At 64.9% G+C, this 20,143-nt stretch carries 16 protein-coding genes; 9 read left to right on the top strand and 7 right to left on the bottom strand.

From position 1 onward, the window contains the following. The first annotated feature begins 16 nt into the window (after window positions 1–16). Complete coding sequence (locus R5H32_RS06050; RefSeq protein WP_318337777.1) at window positions 17–859, top strand: arginyltransferase; 843 nt, start codon at window positions 17–19, stop codon at window positions 857–859. A 212-nt stretch (window positions 860–1,071) separates the two neighbouring features. On the opposite strand, the gene R5H32_RS06045 is transcribed toward R5H32_RS06050, so the two are convergent. The 4 genes from R5H32_RS06045 to R5H32_RS06030 form a co-directional block, all read right to left on the bottom strand. Further along, window positions 1,072–2,304, bottom strand: a complete 1,233-nt coding sequence (locus R5H32_RS06045; protein WP_318337776.1) for an HlyD family secretion protein — start codon at window positions 2,302–2,304, stop codon at window positions 1,072–1,074. A gap of 12 nt (window positions 2,305–2,316) precedes the next feature. Then, window positions 2,317–2,751 carry a hypothetical protein gene (locus R5H32_RS06040; RefSeq protein WP_318337775.1) on the bottom strand — a complete coding sequence of 145 codons (435 nt, stop codon included), beginning with the start codon at window positions 2,749–2,751 and terminating at the stop codon, window positions 2,317–2,319. 288 nt (window positions 2,752–3,039) lie between these two features. After that, on the bottom strand, window positions 3,040–3,567 hold the full coding sequence (locus tag R5H32_RS06035) for a hypothetical protein (RefSeq protein WP_318337774.1): 528 nt from the start codon (window positions 3,565–3,567) through the stop codon (window positions 3,040–3,042). Continuing rightward, entirely contained in the window at window positions 3,567–4,286 is a 720-nt protein-coding gene (locus tag R5H32_RS06030) for a response regulator transcription factor (protein ID WP_318337773.1), read from the bottom strand. Before R5H32_RS06030 ends, R5H32_RS06035 begins: the two co-directional genes overlap by 1 nt. An 834-nt stretch (window positions 4,287–5,120) precedes the next feature. On the opposite strand from R5H32_RS06030, the gene R5H32_RS06025 reads away from it, so the two are divergent. The 4 genes from R5H32_RS06025 to R5H32_RS06010 all read left to right on the top strand — a co-directional run bounded on the left by R5H32_RS06025 (window position 5,121) and on the right by R5H32_RS06010 (window position 12,662). Next, entirely contained in the window at window positions 5,121–7,133 is a 2,013-nt protein-coding gene (locus R5H32_RS06025; RefSeq protein ID WP_318337772.1) for a hypothetical protein, read from the top strand. Window positions 7,134–7,299: 166 nt separating this feature from the next. Continuing rightward, window positions 7,300–9,336: a hypothetical protein gene (locus R5H32_RS06020; protein ID WP_318337771.1), complete on the top strand. Its 2,037-nt coding sequence runs from the start codon at window positions 7,300–7,302 to the stop codon at window positions 9,334–9,336. A 23-nt stretch (window positions 9,337–9,359) separates the two neighbouring features. Beyond that, window positions 9,360–11,291, top strand: coding sequence for a type I secretion system permease/ATPase (locus R5H32_RS06015; RefSeq protein ID WP_318337770.1), 1,932 nt, complete (start codon window positions 9,360–9,362; stop codon window positions 11,289–11,291). 15 nt (window positions 11,292–11,306) lie between these two features. Continuing rightward, a complete protein-coding gene (locus tag R5H32_RS06010; RefSeq protein ID WP_318337769.1) occupies window positions 11,307–12,662 on the top strand; it encodes an HlyD family type I secretion periplasmic adaptor subunit in 1,356 nt (451 codons plus the stop codon). A 113-nt stretch (window positions 12,663–12,775) separates the two neighbouring features. Here the strand turns inward: R5H32_RS06010 and R5H32_RS06005 are convergent, their stop codons facing one another. The 3 genes from R5H32_RS06005 to dksA form a co-directional block, all read right to left on the bottom strand. Next, window positions 12,776–14,179 carry an efflux transporter outer membrane subunit gene (locus tag R5H32_RS06005; protein WP_318337768.1) on the bottom strand — a complete coding sequence of 468 codons (1,404 nt, stop codon included), beginning with the start codon at window positions 14,177–14,179 and terminating at the stop codon, window positions 12,776–12,778. Between the two features lie 271 nt (window positions 14,180–14,450). Continuing rightward, the gene (locus R5H32_RS06000; RefSeq protein ID WP_318337767.1) at window positions 14,451–15,623 is read right to left on the bottom strand and encodes an FAD-dependent oxidoreductase; all 1,173 of its coding nucleotides are present in this window, start codon (window positions 15,621–15,623) and stop codon (window positions 14,451–14,453) included. Window positions 15,624–15,701: 78 nt separating this feature from the next. Beyond that, window positions 15,702–16,124, bottom strand: a complete 423-nt coding sequence (dksA, locus tag R5H32_RS05995) for an RNA polymerase-binding protein DksA (protein ID WP_318337766.1) — start codon at window positions 16,122–16,124, stop codon at window positions 15,702–15,704. A gap of 215 nt (window positions 16,125–16,339) precedes the next feature. Here dksA and R5H32_RS05990 point away from each other — a divergent pair, with 215 nt between their 5' ends. The 4 genes from R5H32_RS05990 to R5H32_RS05975 all read left to right on the top strand — a co-directional run bounded on the left by R5H32_RS05990 (window position 16,340) and on the right by R5H32_RS05975 (window position 20,094). Beyond that, the gene (locus R5H32_RS05990; RefSeq protein ID WP_318337765.1) at window positions 16,340–17,179 is read left to right on the top strand and encodes a MoxR family ATPase; all 840 of its coding nucleotides are present in this window, start codon (window positions 16,340–16,342) and stop codon (window positions 17,177–17,179) included. Between the two features lie 208 nt (window positions 17,180–17,387). Further along, entirely contained in the window at window positions 17,388–18,746 is a 1,359-nt protein-coding gene (locus R5H32_RS05985; RefSeq protein WP_412098994.1) for a DUF2927 domain-containing protein, read from the top strand. Further along, window positions 18,743–18,907: a hypothetical protein gene (locus R5H32_RS05980; protein WP_318337763.1), complete on the top strand. Its 165-nt coding sequence runs from the start codon at window positions 18,743–18,745 to the stop codon at window positions 18,905–18,907. The genes R5H32_RS05985 and R5H32_RS05980 overlap by 4 nt, the downstream gene beginning before the upstream one ends. Window positions 18,908–18,912: 5 nt before the next feature. Beyond that, window positions 18,913–20,094, top strand: a complete 1,182-nt coding sequence (locus R5H32_RS05975; RefSeq protein ID WP_318337762.1) for a VWA domain-containing protein — start codon at window positions 18,913–18,915, stop codon at window positions 20,092–20,094. The last annotated feature ends 49 nt before the right edge of the window (window positions 20,095–20,143 follow it).

The following is a 20,143-nucleotide window of genomic DNA, read 5'->3' as shown; positions in this document are numbered from 1 at the left end:
TCGGCGGGGGTCGATAATGCGCCATACGCTGCCCATCGCGCCCCAATTCTACGTGACGGCACCCCAACCCTGCCCCTACCTCGGGGGACGGTCCGAGCGGAAACTGTTCACCGCGCTGCAAGGCGACAATGCCGAGAGACTGAACGACGCACTTTCGAAACAGGGCTTCCGGCGGTCGCAGAACGTACTCTATCGGCCATCCTGCGCCGAATGCACGGCCTGCCTCTCGGCGCGGATCCGGGTCGCGGATTTCCAGCCCAGCAAGAGCCAGCGCCGGACGCTGCGCCGCAACGCGCATCTAAAACGCGACGCGACCAGCCCCTGGGCATCCGAGGATCAGTACGCCCTCTTCCGCCGCTATCTCGACAGCCGCCACGCCGACGGCGGCATGGCCGACATGGACATCTTCGAATTCGCCGCGATGATCGAGGAAACCCCGGTCCGCAGCCGTGTCGTGGAGTATTCCGCAATGCCCGACGAACCGGGCGGCCGGCGCAAGCTCACCGCGGTTTGCCTGACGGACGTGCTCGATGACGGCCTGTCCATGGTCTACAGCTTCTACGACCCGGACCGGGCGGGCGACAGCCTCGGCACCTATATCATTCTCGACCATGTCGAACTCGCCCGGCGCTCGGCGCTGCCTTACGTCTATCTCGGCTACTGGGTCCCCGGCAGCCGCAAGATGGGCTACAAGGCCGGCTTCAGCGCACTCGAGATCTACAAGAACGGGCGCTGGCAGGATATCGGCGACCCGGCTGCCCATACCGGTGAGACCCATCCCCTCGCGGTCGATCCGATTGCCGAGCAGGTCGCGCGGATTGCACTGCCAGAGGCCCGAACAGCCAAGGGCGGCCAGTAAAGGACACGACCGGCAGCCGACGGCATCGGCACGATTGGCGGAAGACCGGCGCAGCCTCAGATCCTCCTCAGGATGACGGTTCCTCAGCGCCTTTGTCGGTCTGAATTCGGCCACGTCCTGAAACCGGCCAACCAGCCAGCCCTCTTGCGCCAATCATGGTGCCGGCCCTCACAAGGCCTTGCCGATCCCTTCGCGCGACCGGCGCGGCCTTGTCAGTGACCGGAGAACACCAGTGTCTGTACCGGCAGGATCAGCGCCTGAATCCGGAGAACCGCTGCGTGCACAACCGCCGTCGCGTCGACCGCGTGGTAGAAAACCCATGTCCCGAAACCGAGACCGCCCTCGTCCAGCCGGTCCTGGAAGCTCGTGTAGGCATTGACGATGCACTTGCTGCCCGGCGGCACGTCGTCGGCGCTTCCCGGATAGAGCGGCTCCAGGGCGACCGTCAGGTTTCCGGGCTGCGCGACATCCGAAGCGTCCACGAGCCGGTCCGATGGCCGGAACTGGCCCGCCGCGATGACATCCTGCACCGAGGTCACGACGGCCGGGATGATCGTGAAGGGCTTGGAAAAGCACAGGATCTCACCGACCATACCCGGCTTGATCACCTGCGCCGCGACTTGATCGAAGCCTGCCTGGAACCGGCCCGTACCCGAATCCTTCGGCACGAGGATCCCGGCCGGCCGCAGAACGGCACTGACATAGTCGCCCGCGTGAAGGTTGAACTGCTCCACGGTCCCGGCCACACCCGCAGTCACCACCAGCTTGTCGAGCGTCACCTGCGCCTGCTCCAGCGACGATTGCGCGGTTGCCTTCTTCGCCGGCAGTAGCGTCGAAATCTTGGTCTCAACCGACGCACGGCTGGACTGCGCGACCGACAGGGCCGCCTCTCGGCCGGACACGACGTTCTGCTGGCGCTCGATCTCGCGTTCGCTCACGACCGAGGAGTTGCGCGCCTGCAACTCCAGATTGCGACTCAGTTCGTCCGTGGCTTGCGTGAGCGCGCTCTGCGCTTGCGCAACCGATCCCTCGGCGGCGGCAAGCTCGGACTCGGCCATTACCATCTCCGCGTCGATCTCGGCCACCTGCGCCTTCGCTGTTTCGTAGGATGCGCGCGCGAGTTCATCGTCCAGGCGGAACAGGGGTTCGCCCGCCTCGACGTCCTGCAGGTTCTCGACATAGACTTCGGCAACCCTGCCGGCGGTCTCGGGCAGGATCGTCACCGTGCGGAAGAAGGACACGGCTTTCGTCGTCGTCGGGTGGTAGTAGAAGATCATCGTCAGGAGGGACACGGTCAGAAATGCACAGGCCGTGATCCCCAGGCGCAGCTCGTACCAGACCGAGAAGAGCGTAAGTTCCCTGCCCCACCTCTTGCCCTGAACGCGGCTGCGATAGAGGTAGTCGGGAACGATCGTGACGAGCGAACAGAGCAGAAACTCGAGCATACCGATCTCTCCTCAGGCCTGTTCGGTCGCAGCGGTGCCGGTGTCCGGCATGTCGGGCGCGGGCCGCCCGGCAGGCGCCGCGGCCTCCGTGCCGCCTCTGGCCGTACCCTTCGAGAGTTCGCGCAAGGACTCCGCGATCGAATTGAGCGGTTCTGAGAAGTTCGGCAACTGGACGGCCGCCAGCAGCAGGGCTCCGACCCAGAAGATGTGGTTGTGCGTGAAGAGCGCCAAGAGAGCCATGACCCCGATCAGCTGAAGCTGCGTGCTGTTGGCGTGTTCAGCCATTTTTTCGGGCAACGAGTGCAGCTTGAAGTAAAAGTTGCCGACGAAAAGCACGATCACCACCAAGGAGATCACGATGACGTTGAAGAGGAAATCCGAACTCCCCGGCGGCGTGATGAATGGGGGAAGGTGGTGCGGCGCAAGTTCGTGAAGGTCGGGGCCCATCACTCCTCCGGAAGTTGTTCGCGCGACCGCGGCACACGAGGCGCAGCTGCCTGAAAAGGAATAAATATCAAGCGCCTTGGTTTGTCCACTCCGGCGCTCCGCAGACGCCACGCGTCACCGCCGGGCGCCGCGATGGCGACGTTCCGGCAACCGGCGGCAAGGACTCTGCACGTGCCCTGAACACCCTTGAGAGGCTATCGATACCGCACGGGCTGTGGCCGTACGACCGCCGGGTTACCGGCCGGGGCTCCGGGGTTTCGATGGAAGTGCCGCCGCGCCGAAGCCGGGTCAGATCGGATAGCCATGCCGCTGCGCAAGGCGCCATATCTCGCGGTTGAGATCAGCGATCGTCTCGATCGCGGCATCGATCGTCTCCAGCTCCGCGCTGTTGATCGGATCGGTCTTGCCGTACCGGATCGCATCCTTGCGATCCGAAATCCGCATCAGGATGGTCTTGGGCGAACCGCCGTTCGCATCGAAGGAATAGATGCAGTGATTGTACTTGTTGCGCAGTGCCGAGATCCGGGAAAACCGCTCGGTCACGTCGAGCACGTCGTTGCGTTCAGCCACCGGAGTACGCTCCATCTTGGCCAGCCGCCCGACGAGATCAAGCCGCGCGCGCGTCGTGTTGAGCGTGAGGAAGATGATCAGCGCCGTATCCTTGTCGACCCGCGCGAGCCCCGCGATGAGGTGGATGAGAAGGCTCTCGGTGTTTGACCAGGTATAGTTGAGCTTGCCGACCCTGAGCAGGATCTCGTCGAGGTGGAGCGCGCCGGATTCCCGCCCCGGCGCACCGGTCTGGCGCGGCCCCGCCATCAGCGCTGACCGAAATACCTGGCGACCGCCTCCGTTCGGTTCTGCACCCCGAGTTTGGTGATCACATGGTGAATGTGCAGCTTGATCGTATGCTGCGACAGATCGAGCCTGGAGGCGATCAGCTTGTTGGGAAGCCCCTTGGCCAGAAGCGTGAGCACCTGTTTCTCGCGCGGCGTCAGACCGGCTTCGGACGCGGCGCCGGGCCGGCCATTCGCCACCGGTTCCGCCGTCTCCTCGGAGCGCAGCAACTCGGCGGGGATGTAGCGGCCACCGCTCAAAAGGAGCCGGAGCACCGATATCCAGAGGTCGAACCGGATGTCGACCGGCAGATAGCTTTCGATCCAGTCGAAGCTGGACGCCGTTTCGATCATGTGCCGCGCGTTCTCCTCGGAACGATAGGCCACCGCAACGACCGCCGCGCCAAAAGCGCCGCGTTCCCTGAGAGGTGCCTCGATAGCTTGGGAGATCGTGGCCTCGTCCAGGATGACCAGGCAAACCGCTGCCTTGCGAGACGCAGGCAGCGCAAGAAAATCGGCCAGCGTCTCGAAACGCTCCAGCCCGATATCGCCAATCTCCGCCGATGTCGCCCGGACCAGACACTCCGAAAAGCTGTGCCTGCTACCGATAAAAGCAAGTTCGGTTATTGCTTCACTGCCCGACTTAGGAAGGTCCCGTTCCACGTTTCCGGAAACGACTGCATCAAATCGATCAATCAACATATTTGTCCCCCTACGAACGACAACCGGTAGGGCAAATACCCAACGTTACCAATACCCTCGATACTGCAAACATTATCCGCAGACAAAAAATACACAGGAAATCTTTGACAACGGTTTCGACTATACGCGCTTGGCGGTCAGAATTAAACCTTAACCATCGTTATATGTGTCTGGCTCCAAGGATATATGTCCACACTGCTGGGCGTCTCCTTTTATCTCAACGCATTACAGGCCGTACCTGCCGGCTGCCGCGATCTTTGCTCTTCGGCCGGATAGTACAATAGGGCTGCGCAGCACCGCCCCCCTGACCGTCAGGCGTCACAAGCATTAGGCCGCGCGGTGATTCGATACCTCCGGTTGCATGACGGGTACCGCACTCGGCTCCGCAAGTCGTTAGAAACGCGCCCATTCCGTCAATCCCGGCACCGCTAGACCGATTTGCCAGCTACCCCAAAAGTGGTTTTCGCGTGACCATTATCGGGCATTATTCGGCACTTTTCGCCGATGCATGCCGGTCCCGGGAAGGCAAACGTCTTACCGGGGTCGATCTTTCGCAGGAACGTTATTTGAGCCGACCATTGTGGAAAGGAGAACTCGAGACCATCGGTCGTGGCGTTCCCCTGTGAGCAAAATCCAAAGCAGAACCCGTGCCGGACCATACCGCTTGATAGATGAACGGCGGTGATCCGGACACCAACCGGAGATACAGCCATGAGCAACAGAAACTGGTGGCCTTTCGGCTTCGAGCTTGAAAACAACGTCGACAACTCGGTCGATTCCGAGTCCGAGAACGAATCCTATCTCGACTCCAGGGCCGACGCGGAAAACGAGAACATGGCCGACGCGCAGGCCGAAACCTCGGCCGAGGGTGAGGTCGAAGGTGAGGTCGAAGCCGTCGCCGAAGGCGGCGAGGAAGAAGGCGAAGGCGAGGCCGAGGCTTCGAACGAAGGCCAGGCCGAGGCAGAATCCGCTGCGGAAGCCGGCGCGCAGAACAGCGCCGAGGCTGAAGCCAAAAGCGACAACTACGCCAGCAACGCCGCAACGAACGACACCGACGTCATGACCGATATCGACAACAACGTCGATATCGCCATCGACTGGGAACAGAGCGATGACGACGTGATCGACATCTCCGCCGACTCGAACGAAGGTGGGACCGTCGAGATCGACGATGTCGCCGCCTTCAATGGCGACATCTCCCTCCACCATTTCCTCAACGGTGCGCTCGGCGGCCCGGGCAATGACTCTGCCAACGTCTTCGTTCAGTCGAATAACATGACCGACAACGACGAACTCGACAACGCCGAGGTCTCGAACGAAGGCGAGTTCTATGCCGGCGGCATGGCGCTTGGCGGCTACGCCTCGTCTGGTGACGGCATCAGCACCGAACCGCAAGGCGGCGCGGGCGGCGGCAATGCGCAGGCCGACGGCGCTGGAGGCGGCCACGCCTTCTCGGCCGGCGGTGAAGCCGAGTCCAATGGTGGCAACGGCGGTGAAGGCGAAGGCAGCAACGCCTCCTTCGCTGCAGGCGCTGGCGGCCAGGCTGACGGCGGCAACGCGAATGCCAACAACGACGTCGAAGCCGAAGCCGAAGGCGGTGACGCGAACGGCGCGGCCGGTACCGGCCTCGGCGTTGGTCTTGGCTTCGGCGCGGGTCTCGGTGGTGACGGTGGTACCGGCGATGCCGACAACTCCGTCGTGGCCGAAGGTGAAGGCGGCGATGCGAGCGGCGGCGATGCGACCGGCCTGGGTCTCGGCCTTGGCGGCGGCGAAGGCGGCGATACCGGCGACAGCAATGCAGCTGGTCTTGGTGTCGGCCTTGGCGGCGGCGAAGGCGGCGATACCGGTGACAGCAATGCGGCCGGCCTTGGTGCCGGGCTCGGCGGCGGTCTCGGCGGCAACACCGAGGGTGGCGACGCGGCCGGACTGGGCCTCGGTGCCGGTCAGGGCACCGGAACCGGCGGTGACGGCGGTGCCGGCGACGGCGAAGGCGAGATCGAAGCCTCCGGCGGCGAAGGCGAGGTCGAAGACGCCGAAGCCGAGGGTGTCGGTGAAGGCGGCGATGCCGGTGACGGCGCGGGCCTTGGCGCCGGAATGGGTACCGGAACGGGCACGGGCGGCGATTCCGGTGATGCAAACGGGCTCGGCATGGGCCTTGGCAGCGGCGACGGCGCGTCCGGCGATTCCGGTGATGCTAACGGGCTCGGCATGGGCCTCGGCAGCGGCGACGGCGCGTCCGGCGATACCGGCGATGCGAACGGGCTCGGCATGGGCCTTGGCGCGGGCAGCGGCGAAGCCGGCGACGGTGGTAGCTCCGATGGCGCCGGTCTCGGTCTCGGGTTTGCCGACGGCGACGGCGGCAACGCGGGCGACGGCTCGGGCGCTGGCCTCGGCGCCGGTAACGGCGAAGGCGAAGGCGGAGACGGCGGGATCGCCGATGGTCTGGCCGAGGCTTGGAGCGCAGCGGATGCCGACGGTGGCATGGGCGGCTTCGCAGGCGGCCTCGGGGCGGCTTACGGAGAGGCAGAAGGCTCCGGCGGCGGCGGCGGCGGTGGCGGCACCGCGACGGTCGGCAATTCCGTGGCCAATGGCGGCGACGGCGGCATGGGCGGCTATGCCACGAATGGCAATGGCGGCGCCGCGAATGCCGGCATGTGGGGTTCCAACAACGGTGACGACGGTTACGTCAACGGAACCTCGGCCGCCTCGGCCGATGCCACCATCGACACCGCGGCGTTCAACATGGACATCGTCCAGGGCGCCAACATCATGGGTAACTCGATCGACATGACCGTGGTCGGTGGCAACCTGTCCTCGACGTTCATCGGCGACGACGACGTCGGCTGACCCGTCCGTGTGACAGACCTGGGCCTGCGCGGATTACGCCGCGCAGGCCCGCCCCACGACATTAGGTCAACGCGACGACCGGAAACCACGCCAGACGAGGTCCAGGACGATGCGCTATTCAGACAATGCGACCGAAATCATTTCTCATTTCATTGGTTTGTTTCATTTGAGCGTTGAGGAAGCCCGGCTCCGGGCCGAGTACGACGATTTCCGGGCCCTGAAGAGCCTGCATGACGGCCCCGGAGACCTCCCTGTCATCAATCCCAAGATCGTCGACGACTTCGAACCTGACGAGTTCAGCGGCAGAATCCGCTACAAGCCCAAAGGCGAGGATGCGCCGGAAACCGGGGCCTCGATGCCCCATGCCGACCTCGAACCCGGGTTCTTCGAGCCGGGCCGGCTCTCGCCTCCGGCCTCGGGTTACGAGCCCCCGATGCCCGCGGGATCAAGCCAAACCGTCAGCATCAGCGGCGGCGGCGGTCGCGGCGGCGGCGGCGGATCCGGCAGCCTGGAGGTCATCTTCAAGATTCCGGCGCCGAGTTCGGTCGCTGTCGTGGTCCAACAGTCGAACGTCCTTCACGACAGCGACCAGTGGAACATGGACTCCTTCCAGGGGCCGATCGTCAGCCAGGAGGTCCTTGAGGCAGCGCTGGAGACCCTGGTCGCGGCAGGCAAGTCTTTGTCGATCCTCGGCCCGGCCGTGGTGCCCGACGGCGAGGTGAGCTATTCCGACATGGCCCATTCGCTGGTCAAGTTCATCGACGAGGTCGAGGCGCCCAAGGTTGATGGCGCAAAGATCACGCTCCTGAAGGGCGAAAGCGCCGCCGGACTGCATGTGAACGGCGAGGAAGTGAGCGAGCTTCCCAACTGGCAGGATTACATGCCCGCCTATCTCGCCCCGCCGAAAGCGGAGCGCACCGACGAAAGCATGGAGGCGAGCGCCGAGGAGGGCCTCGACGACAACCCGGCGGTGAGCGCGGAAGGAACCACGCCGGTAACGGGCCCGGCCGAAGACGAGGACGAAGGCCCGACGCATGTCGCGGTGCATGGCGGCAACCTGCTCGTCAACGAGGTCGCACTGTCTGCGAGCTGGCTCTACGCGCCGGTGATGCTGGTCGGCGGCGACAGCATCTCGCTTCACATGATCAGCCAGATCAACGTTTGGAACGATGATCACGTCTCTTTCTCGGCGAACGCCGACGAGGCCGGCGACAGCGCGCTCACGACCGCGTGGAACGTCGCCAGCATCTTGCGCGAGTCCGCGCCCAGCGAGAAAAGCGTCGATCCGATCGAATCGAAGTTCCCGGAGCACTGGGCGATCACCCGGATCGAGGGCGACGTGATCAACGTGAACTGGATCAAGCAGTTCAACTTCGTCGTCGACAACGACGTGACCGCGATGACCTTCGCGGGGTCGGAGTCGAACTTCATATTTGGCGGCAACCAGGCGACCAACAGCGTGTCGCTCCAGGAACTCGGCTTCCAGTATGACCTGATCGTGGTCGGCGGCCATCTGATCAACCTGGCGATGATCAACCAGATAAACGTTCTGCTCGACGCCGACGCCGTCACGCTCGACAACCACGGGGGCATCGTCGGAAGCGGCGGCAACCTGCTGTGGAACGAGGCGGCGATCTACGAACTTGGTACCGACACCATCGAACCGCTGGACCCGAAACAGAAGCACTTCATCAAGATGCTCGACGAGGGAAGCAACGGTGTCCCGGGCTGGCTGTTGAAGAACGAGGCCTTCAATGGCGACTCGATGCTCAGCGTGCTCTACATCGACGGCAACCTGATCAACTCCCAGAGCATCGAGCAGACCAACGTGCTCGGCGACGCCGACCAGGTCGAAATGCTCGCCGGCGACTTGCTCGCCGCGGCCGGGGAAGATGGCGTGACGGTGACAACCGGATCGAACGCGCTGCTCAACCTCGCGTCGATAGAGGATTACGGAACCGATTCAACCGTCCATGTCGGGGGCGAGCATTACTCCGACGCCCTGCTCTATCAGGCGGAACTGATCTCGCTCGATGACCCGATGTCGGGCGACTCCGAACTTGCGAGCGAGGCTGTCGTATTCCTGGCCGATGGCATGATCGAAGACAACAAGCAAGACGACGGCGACTTGCATAAGTCCGACTCCCACGGCCTGGGTCATGACTCCGGCTCGGCCGACGTCATGCAGACGATGCTAGCCTGACGTCATTTTCGAAGGATCTGATTGTGAAAGACATTCCAAACGGTCCCGGCGAGGACGACGAGAGCACGGGCCACGTCCCGAACTTCCAGAGCCGCCGGTCAGGTCTCGGCGCTACAATCGAAGGCAAGGCGGGTGGCGACCGTTCGGGAAGCGCGGTCAACGGCACCGGGCAGCCGGCGACCTACGCCGGTGGCGGTGGCGGGAAGAACGGAAACAGGTTCCACAAGCGCCTCGGCCCGACCGATTTCTCCAAGAGCCTCGCGGCCGGAAAATGGGCCGTCCGCCGGAATCTCGCGGCGGTGATGCTGTTCACCTGCATGACCAATCTCCTGATCCTCGCGATCCCGGTCTACCTGTTCCAGATCTCCGACAGGGTGCTCACCAGCCGCTCGGTCGACACGCTGATCATGCTGACGGCGGTCATTGTCGGCGCCGTCGTCCTTCAGGCCGTGTTCGACGCCGTTCGCCGCTTCATCCTGATGCGCACCGCCGTCGAGGTCGCGGTGCGGCTCGGCTCGCCGATCTTGGCGGCTGCGGCCCGCGCCTCGCTGCACGGGACCGGGCGCGAGTACCAGACGCTGGGCGATCTCCAGCAATTGCGCGGCTTCCTGGTGTCCGGCACGCTCCTGTCGTTTCTCGACATTCCCTTCGCGCCGCTCTTCATTCTTGCAATCTTTCTCGTGCATCCGCATCTCGGCGCGATCGTGGTGACAACCGCGCTGGTGCTCTTGGTGATCGCCCTGATCAACCAGCGCCTGACCTCGCGCCCCTTCGCCGAGGCGAATGTCGCGCAGAGCAAGGCGAACCAGCATCTCGACTCGATGTCGCGGAACTCGCAGATCATCAACGCGCTTGCCATGATCCCCGAGGCGGTCGAAATCTGGGGCAAGGACACCGCCGCCTCGCTCTCCGCGCAGGTCCGTGCCCAGGACCGCAACGTCATCACCGCCTCGATGTCGCGGGCGGTGCGGTTGCTGACCCAGGTCGGAATGCTCGGCTGGGGCGCCTATCTCGCGATCCAGGGCCACATCACCGGCGGCATGGTGATCGCCGCCTCGATCATCGCCGGCCGGGCTCTGGCGCCGATCGAGGGCGCGATCGAGGGCTGGAACAGCTTCCTCCTCTCGCGCGCCGCATTCGACCGGATCACCGCCCTGCTCAAGTCCTCGCCGCTGAACGTCGACCGGCTGCTTCTGCCGAATCCCGAGGGCCGGCTCGATGTCGAGCGGCTGCTCTACGTTCCCGGCGGCACCAAGCGGGTCGTGCTGAACTCGATCAGCTTCTCGCTCGATCCCGGCGCCTCGCTCGCGATCATAGGCAATTCGGGCGCCGGCAAGACCACGCTCGGCAAGATGCTGGTGGGGTCGATCCTGCCCACCTCCGGCAGCGTCCGGCTCGACCTGATGGATCTGCGAAACTGGGACCAGCGCCAGTTCGGCGAGAGCATCGGCTACCTGCCGCAGGATGTGCAGCTCTTCCCCGGCACGATCAAGAACAACATCGCGCGGATGCGCTCGGACGCGACGGACGAACAGATTTACGAGGCCGCCGTGCTCGCCGATGTGCATGACATGATCGCCACCTTCCCGCAGGGCTACGAGACAGTCGTCGCATCCGACGGCTCTCCGCTCTCGGGCGGCCAGAAGCAGCGGATCGCGCTTGCCCGCGCGTTCTTCGGCAACCCGCGCCTCGTCGTTCTCGACGAGCCCAACTCCAACCTCGACAACGCCGGCGACAAGGCGCTGGCGCGGGCGATGGACCATGCGCGGCGCAACAACATCACCGTGGTGGTCGTGACGCAGAAACCCGCGCTTCTGCAGTCCGTGGACAAGGTGATGCTTCTGACCGAAGGGCGCGTGAACCTCTTCGGCACGCGCGAGGAAGTCATGCAGGCGATCTCCGCGCGCCGGAACGCCAAGCCCGCGACCCCCACGATCGCGCAGAAACGCCAATAAGGAGTCCCAACGGCCATGGGCACCCAGCTCGTTGTTCCGCAAAACCCCAATTATCACGCCGAGGAATGGTACTCCGACGTCCCGCGCTCGGTCTCCCGACACACGATCATCGGAATTGTCCTGATGGTCGTCGCGATCGGCGGCTTCGGCATCTGGGCGCTCACCGCGCCACTCGCGGCTGCGGTGATCGCGCAGGGAAGTTTCGTGGCGACGGGACACAACAAGATCATCCAGCATCTAGAAGGCGGGATCATCGAGGAAATCCTCGTCGCCGAAGGCGACACCGTGGTCAAGGGGCAGCCCCTGATACATCTCGAACAGACCGCCGCGCTTGCCAACCAGCGCGAGCTGATGCTGCGCCGCGCCCGGCTCGAGGCGGTCAATGCGCGGTTGATGTCCGAATTCAACGGCGCCGAGCGGATCACCTTCCCCTCCTTCCTGGTGGACAAGGGTCAGGATCCCGAGATCATCGAGATCATGGACAACCAGCGCCTCAATTTCGAGACATCGCGCACCAAGCTTGAAAGCGACGTCATACTGCTCAAGACCAACATCTCGGCGCTGGACAGCCGAGTCATCGGCTACGCGACGCACGAGGACGCGCTCCGGCGGCAACACGTTCTCCTCGAAGAGGACTTCCTCGCGAAATCCGGCCTTCTGGAGCAGGGGCTGATCCGAAAGACAGAAGTCAACTCGATCGAGCGCGCGATGATCGATGCCGAGGGCCAGCTCGGCCGGCTCTCGGCCGATCTGGCCGAAACCCTGTCCCTGAAAGAGAAGTACCAGCAGCAGATCGACGTGACCTACAACGAATATCGCCAGGCCGCGCTGGACGAGATGCAGGCGATCCAGGCCGAGCTCGACAGCGTCCGCGAGCAGTCCTACAACGCCGTGGACGTGCTGCGCCGATCGGTGATCAGCGCGCCGGTCTCGGGAACCGTCGTGCGGATGCATTATTTCACGTCCGGCGGCGTCATCGAGGGCGGCAAGGCGATCGCCGAGATCCTGCCCAAGAATGCCCCGCTCATCATCGAGGCGCAGGTGCCGCGCAACGATATCGACGACGTGCGCCTTGGCCAGACGGCAACCGTGCGGCTCGTCTCGCTGAACCAGCGCACGACGCCCGTCCTCAAGGGCGAGGTCTACTATGTCTCTGCGGACTCGCTGCCGGTCGACGCCAGCAACAACCTGCGCGAAGTCTATCTGGCGCGGGTGAACCTGCCCGCCTCGGAGCTGGAGCGCGTCCACGGTTTCACGCCGACTCCGGGTATGCCCGCAGAGATCATGATCGAGACCGCCGAGCGGACCTTCTTCCAATACCTCGTGAAACCCATCGTCGACTCGATGAGCCGCGCGTTCCGCGAGCAATAGGCCTCACCAATCCGGTCCCGACCTCCCAGGCCGGCCGGGCCGGCCGGGCACCTGAGCATGTTGGCCGACCCTGCTGCCGGATTCCGGTTGGCGCCGGGCTTCCAGACAGGCACCTACTGCGCGTCGGCGACGACGGTTGACGAGCTGCCCTTGACGGTTGCCCCCAGGCTGGAATTGAGCGCGACGAAGGCTATGGCCTGCGCGCGCAGGTTCGCCGCAAGCGCGAGCTCCGCGTCGGTAAGGTTCTCCTCGGCGTCGAGCAGTTCATTGAGCGTCGCTCCGTTGAGCGCGATCATGTCGCGCGTGAGGTCCACGGACTCGCCATAGAGCTCGACGGCGCTCCGCGCCTGTTCGGTCGCGGAACGGCTCTGGGCGTATTCTGACAACGCATCCTCGACTTCTCGGATCGCATTGATCACCGTCGAGGTCCAGTTGGTATGCGCCTGCCGTGCCCGCGATTCCTGCGCTGCGACCCGGGCGCGCCCGGTCTTCACCGGTAGGGTCGGAAGCGCGATAGCGGGGCCAAAGAAGTACTCCGGCCCAGTGTTGCTGCCGACCCGCGCAAGGCTGATCGCCCCGCCGAGCGACAGCTTGGGATAGAGATCGGCGCGCGCGACGCCGGTTTCGGCCACCGCCGCGTAGTAGAGACGCTCGGCGATCCGGATATCGGGGCGGTTGCGCACCAGATCAGCCGGAATGCCGACCCCGGTCGACATCCGCGGCATCGGCTGGCGGGCGCCGGACTCAAGATCGATGCCGAGCCTGCCGGGCGTCGTACCGAGCAAGGTCGCGATCTGGTTCTTCTGCACCTGGACGCGGGCGCGTATCCCCGGGACCGTTGCGCGCGCTTCGGCGAGGCGCGCCTGGGCCCGGACCAGATCGAGCCTGGTGGCGGCATCCTTGTCGAGAAGGGACTCCGTCAGCTCGAGCGTCTCAAGGCGCGAGGAGACTTCCTGCTGCCGAACGACAAGCGCTCGCTGGTTGAACCGAAGATCAAGATAGGAATTGGCGAGATTGAACACCAGCAGAAGCCGCGCCGCATCCACCTCGGCATCGGCGACCTCGACGCGGGCACGGCTGGCTTCCTTGCGCAGCCGCTGCTCGCCAAAGGGATCGAGAAGCCAGTTCAGGCCGAGTGTTCCTTCGCTCCGGGTCTCCGGGGTGTTGGCGACTTCCTTCTCCCGGCCCACCGAGACGCTGCTATTCGCGGTGACCTGGGTCGGCACGGCCGCCAGGTCGGCCTGCGCCTCCCGGACTCTTTCGGTGGCAATGGCGAGGCTGAGGTTATCGGACAAGGCGCGCTGGACGAGCGAGTTGAGGACCGGATCCTTTAGCCCCTCCCACCATGCGACATTGTCCAGGAGTACAGGCGCTGAATCCGCCTGCCCGGAATAGTTCGACGCAAAGAAAAACTTTGGAGCCTGATAGGGCGTCTCGACTGAACAACCCGCCAACAACAAATACGCCACTGCAACCGACGCAACGCAAGAAGCGTCCCGCATGGGCTTGCCTGCCATTTGCTATCCTTTCGATAACATATTTTTTTACTGCTCGTCTCTGGGGCAGTTTGAGGCAGAATGTCTTGCCAGACAAGTTCAACTGCAGGTTCAGAACGCCCTGTAGCGCGGTTGCATCAGCGCATCAGTTTTCCGCCCGCCACCTCACGTCCGCACCGCAGATCCACCTTCGCTTGGTGTCCAAGCGACGCCGTCCCGAAGCTTTTCGAGGTTCATAGCTGCCGAACGCTTTCATGCGCGGCGACCGAGGTTTACCACGCGCCGCGCGCGCTCACTTCCCTGCGCCGCCGACCACGTCGTGTCCGTAGAGCCATTCGAACCTGCCGAGAACACGGTCCGGAGCGAACTTGCCGAGCGCCCTCAATCCCAGATGCGCGACATCGCGCCTCAGACCCGAAAGGTGATAGTTGCGCGCATTGGAATTGGCCGCATCGACGATGCGGCGGCATCGTACCTCGCGCGACCGCTGATAGGCCGCGAATGCCGAGTCGACCTCGGCGCCAGCGTCCAGCGCTTCGGCCAGAACCCACGCATCCTCCAGCGCCATGTTCGCGCCCTGCGCGAGGAACGGCAGCGTCGGATGCGCGGCATCGCCGAGGATCGCCGCGCCGTGCCCGTGCCAGCGCGGCGCCACCGGATGGCGGAACAATCCCCAGAGATTGGGCCGCTCGATCCGGTCGAGCCAGCGCCGGACCTCGGGCACGAAATCCTCGAAGGCGATGCGCAGCGCCAGCGGATCGTCGGTCAGCGACCAGCTCTCCTCGGCCCAGCGGCGGCGCTCCTCGACCGCGACGATGTTCCGGAGCCGCCCGCCCCGCAGCGGATAGGTCACGAGATGCCGGCCGGGGCCCATGAAGACCTGCGCGACCGGCGCGATGCCGGGCTCGGCAGGCAGGGTCGCGCGCCACGCCACCTGATGGGTGAAGAAGGGTGCCACCGTTCCGTTGAGCGCCGTCCGCACCTTCGAATGCAACCCGTCCGCGCCGATCAGGATCTCGGCCTCCAACTCCTCGCCGAGCGCGGTCACGAGACGCGGCGGATGCGCGCCCAGGCGGACCTCATCGACCTGCTTAAGGAGCCGGATCGTCGCGCCCGCCTCCCGCGCGCCCTCGAGAAGGACGTCGATCAGGTCGGCCCGGTGCAGGAACAGGAAGTCGCCGCCGGTGCGGGCAAGGTCCATCCGCAGCACGACCGCGCCGCTCTCGCCATCGCGAAGCTCGACAGCCTCCGCGCGCAGCCCCTCGCGCCCGAGCGCCGAACCCAGGCCGAGCGCAGACATGACCCGCGCGCCATTCGGGGAAATCTGGAGACCCGCCCCGACCTCGCGGATTTCCGGCGCCTGTTCGAGAACCGTCACCTCCGCCCCGCGAAGCGCCAGGGCGCGAGCGACGGACAGGCCGGCCACACCGGCCCCGAGCACCGTGACTTTCCGACCCTTCAGCATGACCGTACCCCCGAAAAAGAACGGCACCGGAGCCTTTCGACCACGGTGCCGGACATCCCTGCCCCTGCGCGCAGCGGCTCAGTTGTCGCGATGCACACGCTCGCGCCGCTCGTGCTTCTCCTGCGCCTCGAGCGTCATCGTTGCGATCGGCCGCGCATCAAGGCGCCTTAATGAGATCGGCTCTCCGCTCATCTCGCAATAGCCATACTCGCCGTTGTCGATGCGCCGCAGCGCCGAATCAATCTTGGTGACGAGCTTGCGCTGGCGGTCGCGGGTCCTGAGTTCAAGCGCCCGGTCGGTCTCCTCGCTGGCGCGGTCGGCGATGTCCGGGACGTTACGGGCGCTGTCCTGAAGACCTTCGAGCGTCTCGGCCGACTGCTCCAGAAGCTCTTCCTTCCAGGTCTGCAGTTTCCGGCGGAAATATTCGAGCTGGCGCTCGTTCATAAAGGGTTCGTCTTCGGCCGGACGGTAATCGTTGGGAAGAAAGACCTCAGGTTTCATCTCTGTTCCCTTCTGCCGGCCGGAATCTGAATTCGGCTTGTTCATGTGCATCCGGCTCTCCTCGGGCGCTCCCATAGCGCAACCGGCGGGGGTTGTCACTAGCCCTAACCCGGCCTTGCGGCAAATTGATGGCGCCGCTAAGACTCCAAGGCCACACCTACCGCGAAGTGGCGAAAAAATTCGGGCCAGTCCCGCTGCAAACTGACGGAAATCAAGTGAAATTCGCCGGCACAGACCAATATGTCGCAACCGCCGACCTGACGATCGCCGTCAACGCCTCGGTGACGCTGGAGCGCCCGCTTCTCGTGAAGGGAGAGCCCGGCACCGGCAAGACCGAGCTTGCCCGCCAGGTCGCGCTATCGCTTGGGCTGCCGATCGTCGAATGGCACGTCAAGTCGACGACCAAGGCCGCCCAGGGACTTTACGAATACGACGCGGTAAGCCGGCTCCGCGACAGCCAGCTCGGCGACGAACGCGTCCATGACGTGCGCAACTACATCCGCAAGGGCAAGCTCTGGCAGGCCTTCGAGGCCGAGACCAAGGTCGTGCTCCTGATCGACGAGATCGACAAGGCGGACATCGAGTTTCCGAACGATCTGCTGCAGGAACTCGACCGGATGGAGTTCCATGTCTACGAGACCGGCGAGACGATCCGCGCGAAGCACCGCCCGGTCATCATCATCACCTCGAACAACGAGAAGGAATTGCCCGACGCGTTCCTCCGGCGCTGCTTCTTCCACTATATCCGCTTCCCCGAGGCCGTCACGCTGAAGCAGATCGTCGAGGTCCACTATCCAGGCATCAAGGAGCGCCTGCTCGCGACCGCGCTGACGCAGTTCTACGAGATCCGCGAGACGCCGGGGCTGAAGAAGAAGCCATCCACCTCCGAGGTGCTCGACTGGCTGAAACTGATCCTGGCCGAAGATCTCTCGCCCGAGGATCTGAAGCGCGATCCCGCGAGTCTCCTGCCGAAGCTCCACGGCGCGCTCCTGAAAAACGAGCAGGACGTGCAGCTCTTCGAGCGCCTGGCCTTCATGGCACGCAGCCGCAGCTGAACCGTTGCCCGCGTTCCGCTGCGGGACCCGATCCGAAAAGTTGCCGTGCCCTCTCGCGCTGCACCGTTTGCTCGGCTAACCTTCGGGTGAGAAGCGGAAGGAGCGAGTGACCATGCCCGACAACCTGACGATCCGGCCGATCATGGCCGGCGACGTGTCGGCGCGCCGCGGCCCGAACCCGCTCGCTCCAGACAGACGGGCCTGAGCGTTGCGCCTGCTGCTTTGCGCCATGCTTCTCGCCGCAGCCGCCTGCACTCCTGTCCCGCCGGCTCCGGTGACGGCTCGCATGGTGCTGCCCGATCTGCCGCCGATGCAACGCTTTGCCGGTCCCGCCGTGACGCCGCCGCGCCGTGCCAATGCGGACATGGCGCAGGATTTCATGGACCTGACCTTCCGGCTCGAAAGCGGGCGCCAACTATCCGTATTCACGCGTTTCGAAGGCCCGGTGCGCGTGCGGATGATCGGCGCGGTTCCGCCAAGCGCCCCGGAAGACCTGCGCCGGCTCATCAACCGGCTGCGGAACGAGGCCGGGATCGACATCGCCGCATCGGCCGATCCCGGCAGCGAAATCTCGATCGAGTTCCTGCCGATGCGCACGATGCAACGCATGGTTCCCCAGGCCGCATGTTTCGTGGCACCCCGTGTCGGCTCGTCGCGTGAATACCGCCGTGCCCGGCGCGGCACGATCGACTGGTACACCCTGACTTCGCGCGAACGCGTGGCGATCTTCATCCCCAGCGACACCGCCCCGCAAGAGGTTCGCGACTGCCTGCACGAGGAACTCGCCCAGGCGCTCGGTCCGCTGAACGACCTCTACCGGCTGCCGGATTCCGTCTTTAACGACGACAATATCCACACCGTGCTGACCGGCTTCGACATGCTCATGCTGCGCGCCTACTATGCACCCGAACTGCGCAACGGAATGACCGCCGGGGAGGTGGCCGCGCGGCTGCCCGCGCTCCTCGTCCGGCTCAACCCGCGCGGCGAAGGCGTGCGGCCGCGGCACCCCGAAATCACCCCGCGCGCCTATGTCGAAGCGATCGAGACCGCGCTCGGCCCCGGCACCTCCGAGTCGCGCCGGCGCGCGGCCGCAGTCACGGCACTGAACATTGCCCGCGCGAATGGCTGGCAAGACGCGCGCGCCGGCTTCACCTGGCTCGCGCTCGGGCGGCTGTCGCTCGGTTACGACGCGGAAGTCGCTGAGTTCGCGTTCCGACAGTCGGCGGCGATCTATCACAGCCAGCCGGGCCTTGCGCTGCACGCCGCCCATGCCGACATGCAGCTCGCCGCCTTTGCCCTCTCGCAGGGCCGGGCGAACGCGACCATTGCGCTCGCCGACGCCTCCATTCCCGTGGTCGCGTCGGCCGAGAACGCAGCCCTTCTCGCGCATTTCCTGATGGTCAAGGCGGAGGCGCTCGACATGCTCGGTCGCAGCGCCGAGGCGCGGCAGGTCAGGCTCGACAGCCTCGGCTGGGCACGCTATGGCTTCGCTTCCGATACCGAGGTCTGGGGGCGACTGATGAACATCGCCGCACTCTCCCCGGTCCAGAGAGCGAGACACCCATGATCTTCTTCGCCGCCACCCTTATCGGCGCACTCGTCGGCTGGCTGCGCGCGTCGCGCCGCGGCGGCGACCGGCTCGACAAGCTGCAATATGCCGCGGTTCACGCGATCCTCTTCGCCATCGCCGGGCTCTTCGTCACCATCGCCGTCCACCGCATGTCCTGAGACCGATGTTCCTTCGCTTCTTCGAGACACTCCGCAAGACCGGCATCCCGGTCACCTTGCGCGAGTATCTCGGCTTTCTCGAAGGCATGGCCTCGGGCCTCGTCACCTACGACATCGAGGGCTTCTACTACCTCGCCCGCACCGCGATGGTGAAGGACGAGCGCCATCTCGACCGCTTCGACCGCGCCTTTTCGGAAGCCTTCAAGGGTCTTGAGGCGATCCCGGCCGAAGCGGTTCTGGAGGCGATCGACCTGCCGACGGAGTGGCTGAAAAAACTCGCCGAGAAGACTTTGAGCGCGGAGGAGAAGGCGCATATCGAAGCCCTCGGAGGGTTCGACAAGCTGATGGAGACGCTGCGGCAGCGGCTCGCCGAGCAGAAGGGCCGCCATCAGGGCGGCTCCAAGTGGATCGGGACCGCCGGAACCTCGCCCTTCGGCGCCTATGGCTACAACCCCGAGGGCGTCCGGATCGGCCAGAAGGAAAGCCGCCACCAGCGCGCGGTGAAGGTCTGGGACCGGCGCGATTTCAGGAACCTCGACGACACGGTCGAGCTTGGCACCCGCAACATCAAGGTGGCGCTGAAACGGCTCCGCCGCTGGGCACGCACCGGCGCGGCGGAGGAGCTGGACCTCGCGGGCACGATCCGCGCGACCGCAGAGCACGGTTATCTTGACGTCAAGACCCGGCCGGAACGGCACAACGCGGTGAAGGTGCTGCTCTTTCTCGATGTCGGCGGCTCGATGGATCCCCATATCCGCGTTGTCGAGGAGCTGTTCTCGGCCGCCCGCGCCGAGTTCAAGCATCTGGAATACTACTACTTTCACAATTGCCTCTACGAGGGCGTCTGGCGTGACAACTGGCGCCGCTGGGACCAGCAGACCCCGACCTGCGAGGTGCTTCGGACCTATGGCGGCGACTACAAGGCGATCTTCGTCGGCGACGCCTCGATGTCACCCTACGAGATTGCCTATCCCGGCGGCGCGAACGAGCACTGGAACGCCGAGGCCGGGCAGGTCTGGCTGACCCGCGCACGCGAGCACTGGCCCTCCAATGTCTGGCTCAACCCCCTGCCCGAGCGGCACTGGCAATACACACAATCGGTCGGCATGGTCCGCCAGATCTTCGAGGGCCGGATGTTCCCGCTGACGCTCGAGGGGATCGGGCGGGCGATGAAGGCGATGACCTGACCCGGGCGGGACGGTGCCGCTTGATCTGAATCGCACGATGCCGGAGTCT

The sequence above is a fragment of the Defluviimonas sp. D31 genome, assembly GCF_033436765.1.
Taxonomy (GTDB): domain Bacteria; phylum Pseudomonadota; class Alphaproteobacteria; order Rhodobacterales; family Rhodobacteraceae; genus Albidovulum.
Note: the sequence above shows the minus strand (reverse complement) of the source record. Positions and strands in the feature narration are given on the sequence as shown.